At 73.0% G+C, this 5,054-nt stretch carries 5 protein-coding genes and 1 pseudogene; 2 read left to right on the top strand and 4 right to left on the bottom strand.

Annotated features, from left to right (window positions below; all coding sequences use genetic code 11):
• The 4 genes from G3I40_RS15025 to G3I40_RS15010 all read right to left on the bottom strand — a co-directional run.
• Positions 1–977: alpha-(1->3)-arabinofuranosyltransferase family protein (locus G3I40_RS15025; RefSeq protein ID WP_164302676.1), on the bottom strand; the 977-nt coding region annotated here is incomplete at its 3' end.
• On the bottom strand, positions 974–1,711 hold the full coding sequence (locus tag G3I40_RS15020) for a class I SAM-dependent methyltransferase (protein WP_164302675.1): 738 nt from the start codon (positions 1,709–1,711) through the stop codon (positions 974–976). The genes G3I40_RS15020 and G3I40_RS15025, both read right to left, overlap by 4 nt.
• Positions 1,708–2,868 carry a glycosyltransferase family 4 protein gene (locus G3I40_RS15015; protein ID WP_164302674.1) on the bottom strand — a complete coding sequence of 387 codons (1,161 nt, stop codon included), beginning with the start codon at positions 2,866–2,868 and terminating at the stop codon, positions 1,708–1,710. The genes G3I40_RS15020 and G3I40_RS15015 overlap by 4 nt, the downstream gene beginning before the upstream one ends.
• A gap of 205 nt (positions 2,869–3,073) precedes the next feature.
• The gene (locus tag G3I40_RS15010; protein WP_164302673.1) at positions 3,074–4,087 is read right to left on the bottom strand and encodes a DUF3068 domain-containing protein; all 1,014 of its coding nucleotides are present in this window, start codon (positions 4,085–4,087) and stop codon (positions 3,074–3,076) included.
• 132 nt (positions 4,088–4,219) lie between these two features.
• On the opposite strand from G3I40_RS15010, the gene G3I40_RS46455 reads away from it, so the two are divergent.
• Together G3I40_RS46455 and G3I40_RS15005 are read left to right on the top strand one after the other, a co-directional pair.
• Positions 4,220–4,372, top strand: coding sequence for a hypothetical protein (locus G3I40_RS46455; protein WP_203644088.1), 153 nt, complete (start codon positions 4,220–4,222; stop codon positions 4,370–4,372).
• Positions 4,373–4,375: 3 nt separating this feature from the next.
• A pseudogene (locus G3I40_RS15005) lies at positions 4,376–5,054 on the top strand (PucR family transcriptional regulator); the annotation flags it as partial.

The following is a 5,054-nucleotide window of genomic DNA, read 5'->3' as shown; positions in this document are numbered from 1 at the left end:
TCGGGCAGGTCGCGGCGCGCGAGCCCGGCGAGACCGAGCGCGGCGGCCAGCGCCGAGCAGACGATCGTGACCGCCGCCGTCGCCACGGTCCAGCCGGCCGGCAGCCAGGCCTCGCCGAGGTGCAGGTAGGCGACCCAGTTGCCGCCGCCGCGCAGCGTCTCCGTCGCCGCCATCGTGTCCGTCGTGGTCCGTGAACTCTCCACGAACGGAAGGAAGTTCTCCCCGTACGTGCCGAGCAGGAGCAGCGGGATCGTCCACCACAGCGTCGCCAGGACCACCGAAGGGAACCACCAGGCGATCTGCCGCCGCTTGCGCGCGGAGGGCGGCCGGGACAGCAGGTACAGGCCCACGGGGAGCAGCGAGGCGAGCGTCGCCGCCGCGTTCACCCCGCCCATGAACGGGACGAGCAGCGCCGAGCGGACCGCCGAGACGCGCCCCGACGTCGCCGGGTCGGCCAGCGGGAGCAGCACCCAGGGCAGGAACGCGCCGGGCAGCGCCGCCGCCGACGTCGACCCGATGACGATCGTGAACGTCGGCCACAGCGCGTACGCGAGGGCCCCCAGCAGGCGGCTGCCCGGGGTGCCCACCCGCAGCCGCTCCATGAGCCGCAGCGCACCCCAGAACGCGGCCGTCACCACGAGCGACAGCCACAGCCGCTCCGCCAGCCACACCGGCACCCGGATCAGGTCGGTCAGGCCGTAGTAGGGCAGCATCGGGAACGCGTAGCCGATGTACTGGTCGGAGATCCCGCCGAACCCGGCCCGGTCGTGCCACAACTGCCCCAGGTCCGCGAGGAACTGCCACGGGTCCAGGGCCACGCCCAGTTTCGTCTCGAACGTCGTCCGGCCGGGATGCACCGCGCAGAACGCGACGAACGCCGCGGCCCAGAAGGACAGCAGCCAGCGGCGCGAGCGCGGCCCCGGTTCGGGGTCCGGGCTCGTCGCCGCGGCGGGTGGGGCCTGGACCATGGTCGTCATGGGGCGCACCGCCTGAGGATGAGGAGGAGGTTCCAGGTGGCGAACTCGCGCACGCCGGGCACCCGCGCCACGGCCTGGTGGAGGAACGGCCAGTAGCGGGAGCGCGCAGAGACGAGCGTCACGTCGTCACGGGCCCGGACGTGGCGCAGTGTCGGGCCGATGTGGTGGGCGAAGAGGTTCTCGCCGAGGGTGTGCTTGGGGGCCCTGCCGGTACGCCGCCGGTAGCGGGCCTGCGCCCGTGCGGCGCCCAGGTAGTGCCACGGCGCCCATTCGTGGCCGCCCCACGGGGACAGCCAGTTGGTGAACGAGACGTAGATCAGCCCGCCCGGCCGGGTGACCCGGGCGAGTTCGCTGAGGAACGTGTCGCGGTCGGCGACGTGCTCCAGGACGTTCGAGGAGAACGTGACGTCCGCCGAGGCGTCGGCCAGCGGCAGCAGATAGCCGTCGGCGACGACCGTCGCGTGCGGCGGCGACGGTCCCAACTCCCGTGTGTCCGGCTCGAAGAGGATGCCCTGGGCGCCGCGTGCCCGGAACTCGCGCGTGAAGTGCCCGCTGCCGCCGCCCACGTCCACGACGACCTTGCCCGCGACCTTCCCGTACGCCTCGACCTGGTCGGCGGCGTCCCGGGCGAGCAGCGCGTAACACGACTCCGGGTCGCGCTGCTCGTGCAGGAACGCCCGGAAGAGGGTGAGCGACCTGCTCAGCGACGGGTCCTTGAAGCCGGTGGCGGTCACGGCGCCCAGCCCCTCACCGCCTCCTGCGCCACCGCTCTGAACTGCCGTACGGTGTGCGCCCACCGGTAGCGGGCGGCGCGTTCCCGTGCCGCCTTGCCCATGAGCGCGCGGCGGTGCGTGGACAGGGCCAGGGTGCACCAGGCCGCCGCGAAGGACGAGTCGCCGTGGGCGAGCAGGCCGGTGCCGCCGTCCTCGATCGAGTCCCGGACGCCGGGCACGTCGAAGCCGACCGCGGGCGTGCCGCGCGCCGCCGCCTCGGTGATGACCAGGCCCCAGCCCTCCACGGCCGAGGGGTGCAGCAGCAGCCAGGCCTCGCAGAGCAGCCGGTGCTTGTCGGCCTCGGACACGTGACCGGTGAACTCCACGTCGGCGCCCGCCAGTTGGCGCAGCCGGGGGCCCTCGGGGCCGTCGCCGACGATCACCAGGCGGCCTCCCGTCACCGGCCGCACCCGCTCCCACAGGCGCAGCAGCAGGTCGATCCGCTTGTACTCGACGAGCCGGCCCATCGCCAGGAACAGCGGTTCCGGGGAGCGGTCCGCGCGCGGGCCGGGCTCCTCGACGCCGTTCGGGACGAGGCGGATGCGGCCCTGGTCGACGCCGATGGAGCGCAGGGCGTGCGCGGTCGAGGGGGAGACGGCGGCGAGCAGGTTGCCGCGCTGGGCTCCGGACAGCGCCCAGTGTTCGAGTCTTCGGCCGAGGTGGGCCGCGGGCGCGAGCGGTCCGCGCAGCCGCATCCGCCACAGGTCCGTGTGGACGTGGTTGACCAGGCAGAGCGTGGGCCCCCGGTGCCACAGCGGTGCCAGGTAGGGCATGCCGTTGCAGACCTCGACCAGCAGGTCGCAGTCGCCGACCTGGCGGGCGAACGCCGAGCGGGCGCGCAGGTAGTGGGCGGCCTGCCCGCCCGCCGACACGACCCGGTAGTCCCGGAAGGCGCCGTGGCCGGCCGGTCCGCCGCACAGGAGCGTCACCTGGTGGCCCAGGCCCGTCAGCCCCTCGGCCAGCCGGTCGACGAGGAGTTCGGAGCCGCCCGCGGCCGGGTTGCCGAGGTCGCGGTGGGCGAGGAAGACGATGTGGCGCGGCGGTGAGGCCGTGGCCGGCCGGGGCTGCGCGGTGCCCGTGGGCACGGTGCGCAGCGACGAGGGCACGTGCTGGGGCATGGGTGCTCCAACTCGTCGGTACGTGCAGGGGTGTGGGGGGAGAGTGGCTCGGCAGGGTGCGGTCTGCCGAGACGAACCGGCGGGTACTGTGCCGGGGTTGTGCGTGGGCTGTGCACAAGGTGGGGTGGGACAGTTTTCGCCGAGCCGTACGCCGCGGCTACTCACCCAGGTGACAAGTTTCAGGCTTTCCCGAACTGACGTACCGTCACATCGTGGACGTTTCCAGAGTCGTCGGGGACGAATCGGGATCGGGCAGCCCCCGCCCGTCGGGCTCCTCGTGGCCACCCCTGCCCCGTACGACGAAGACGACCCCCGCCGCCACCAGCAGCCCTCCCAGCACACCCGCCCCGATCGGCAGCGTCGTACCGAGCAGCGTCAGGCGGTCGTTGTCATCGCGGGCGAGCGCGACCTGTGCGCGTTGCGTGGCCGCGGTGAACGCGATCTTGCGGCTGTCCAGGAGCACGGCCGCGTCCTTCGTCGAGCCCGGCGCGCGCAGCGTCTTGCGCGGCCCGATCGCCGCGTACAGGATGCGGCCCGTGCGTGGGTCGGCGACCAGCTCGACGCGGTGGTTGGCGTACCACTCCTCGGCGAGGACCTGACTCTTCTGCGGCTGCCCCACGATCACGCCCGGCACCAGGCGCGAGCCCGTCCTGGCGGGCGCCACGGCGCCGGTGAACCGGTAGCCCTCGTGGCCCTGCACCTTGGTCGTCCCGCTGAAGCGGAGCGGAACCGTCGCGCCGAGCGTGTTGTCCCACCAGGTGTACGTGCGCTTCTGCACGCCGAAGGGGAACTTCAGGTAGGCCTCGCCCTCGAAGGCCGGCTGCTCGCCGCAGCAGTGCACGGGCGCGTTGGTGCGCCGGTCGGTGACCCAGCGCTCCTGGGTCCACTGCAGCGCGTCGTGCGGATCGCTCGCGGGCAGTGACGTGTCGGTGTCGACCGACGTCACCACGTCCCACACCGCGCGGCCGCTGCGCTCGCTCTCCGCGACGTCGCCGCGGACCTGACGGGTCACCGTGAGACGTCTGTGGTCCACGGTCCTGATCTTCTCGGTGTCGAAGTAACTGCCGGTCCCGGTGAACACGGTGGTGATGTCGGTGTCGACCGGCGTGCGCTCGGCGCGCGGCTCCACGAACCAGGCGAGCAGACCCGCCAGGACGAGCAGGAACGTGCCGAGACCTACGGATACGTAGCGGATCTTCGAGGAAACGTGTCCGGTCATGGGCCGGGAACCGTAGACGCACTCTTGACGCAGTGTCAATCCTTGGAAAAGACTGGGGAATTGACGGAACACACAGGGTGGGGACCGACCTCAGCACTCCGAAATCATCACGGACGAGAGGCTGACCCTGCGATGAACCGACTGTTCGCCGCCGCGCTGTCCGCGGCCGCCGGAGCGGCGCTCGCCGTGGCCGCGTCCTTCGGCGTGCTCGCGCTGATCAATGCGACCCCCGACCAGCCGAACACCCCGCTCGTGACGTACGAGACGCCCGACCCGGGGCGCTGAGAGGTGCCCGCGGCCGTCCGCTCCGCATGGCGCGACGTACCGAGCCTCCAGGTCAAACAGTTCGCCGGGCTCGCCATGGACGAGGCGCCCCGGCTCGCCCAGGACATCCTCGACGAGATCCGCCGCGAGTTCCCCCACCTGCCCCTGCTCCTCGACCCGTCCGGCGAGCCCCTGGCCCTGGTCGGCATCCGGCGCGCCATCGAGGGCTTCGTGCGACGCCTGACCGACGTGTCCGACGACACCGCTCCGCAGGAGCAACCCCCGGTCGTCTTCCAGGAGTTCGGGCGCGGCCAGAGCCTGCACGGGCGCAGCCTCGACGCGCTCCAGGCGATGTACCGGCTCGGCGTGAAGCTCGCCTGGCGCCGCCTCGCCGACCTCGGGCAGCGGCTGCGCATCCCGCCCCCGGCCATGTACGAACTCGCCGAGTCCGGATACGAGTACCTCGACGGCCTCGTCGACCAGTCGGTCCGCGGCTACGCCGAGGCCGCCGCCCGGCAGGCCGGCGAACGCCTGCGCCAGCAACGAAGGCTGATGGACCTGCTCCTCGAGGAAGGCGCGGGGCGGGCCGCCGCACCGCCCGACCCCGTCAAGGCGCTCACCGAACGCGCCGCCGGCATCGGCTGGCCGGTGCCCGAGCGGGTCTCCGTGGGCGTGCTCCTGCGGCCCGCCCGCGACGCCGTCG

The organism is Streptomyces sp. SID14478, from assembly GCF_010548525.1.
Taxonomy (GTDB): domain Bacteria; phylum Actinomycetota; class Actinomycetes; order Streptomycetales; family Streptomycetaceae; genus Streptomyces.
Note: the sequence above shows the minus strand (reverse complement) of the source record. Positions and strands in the feature narration are given on the sequence as shown.

Excerpts from the sequence above, each read along its gene's own strand:
- G3I40_RS15015 (WP_164302674.1), bottom strand. The coding sequence starts at position 2,868 with ATGCCCCAGCACGTGCCCTCGTCGCTGCGCACCGTGCCCACGGGCACC.
- G3I40_RS15010 (WP_164302673.1), bottom strand. The coding sequence starts at position 4,087 with ATGACCGGACACGTTTCCTCGAAGATCCGCTACGTATCCGTAGGTCTC.
- G3I40_RS46455 (WP_203644088.1), top strand. The coding sequence starts at position 4,220 with ATGAACCGACTGTTCGCCGCCGCGCTGTCCGCGGCCGCCGGAGCGGCG.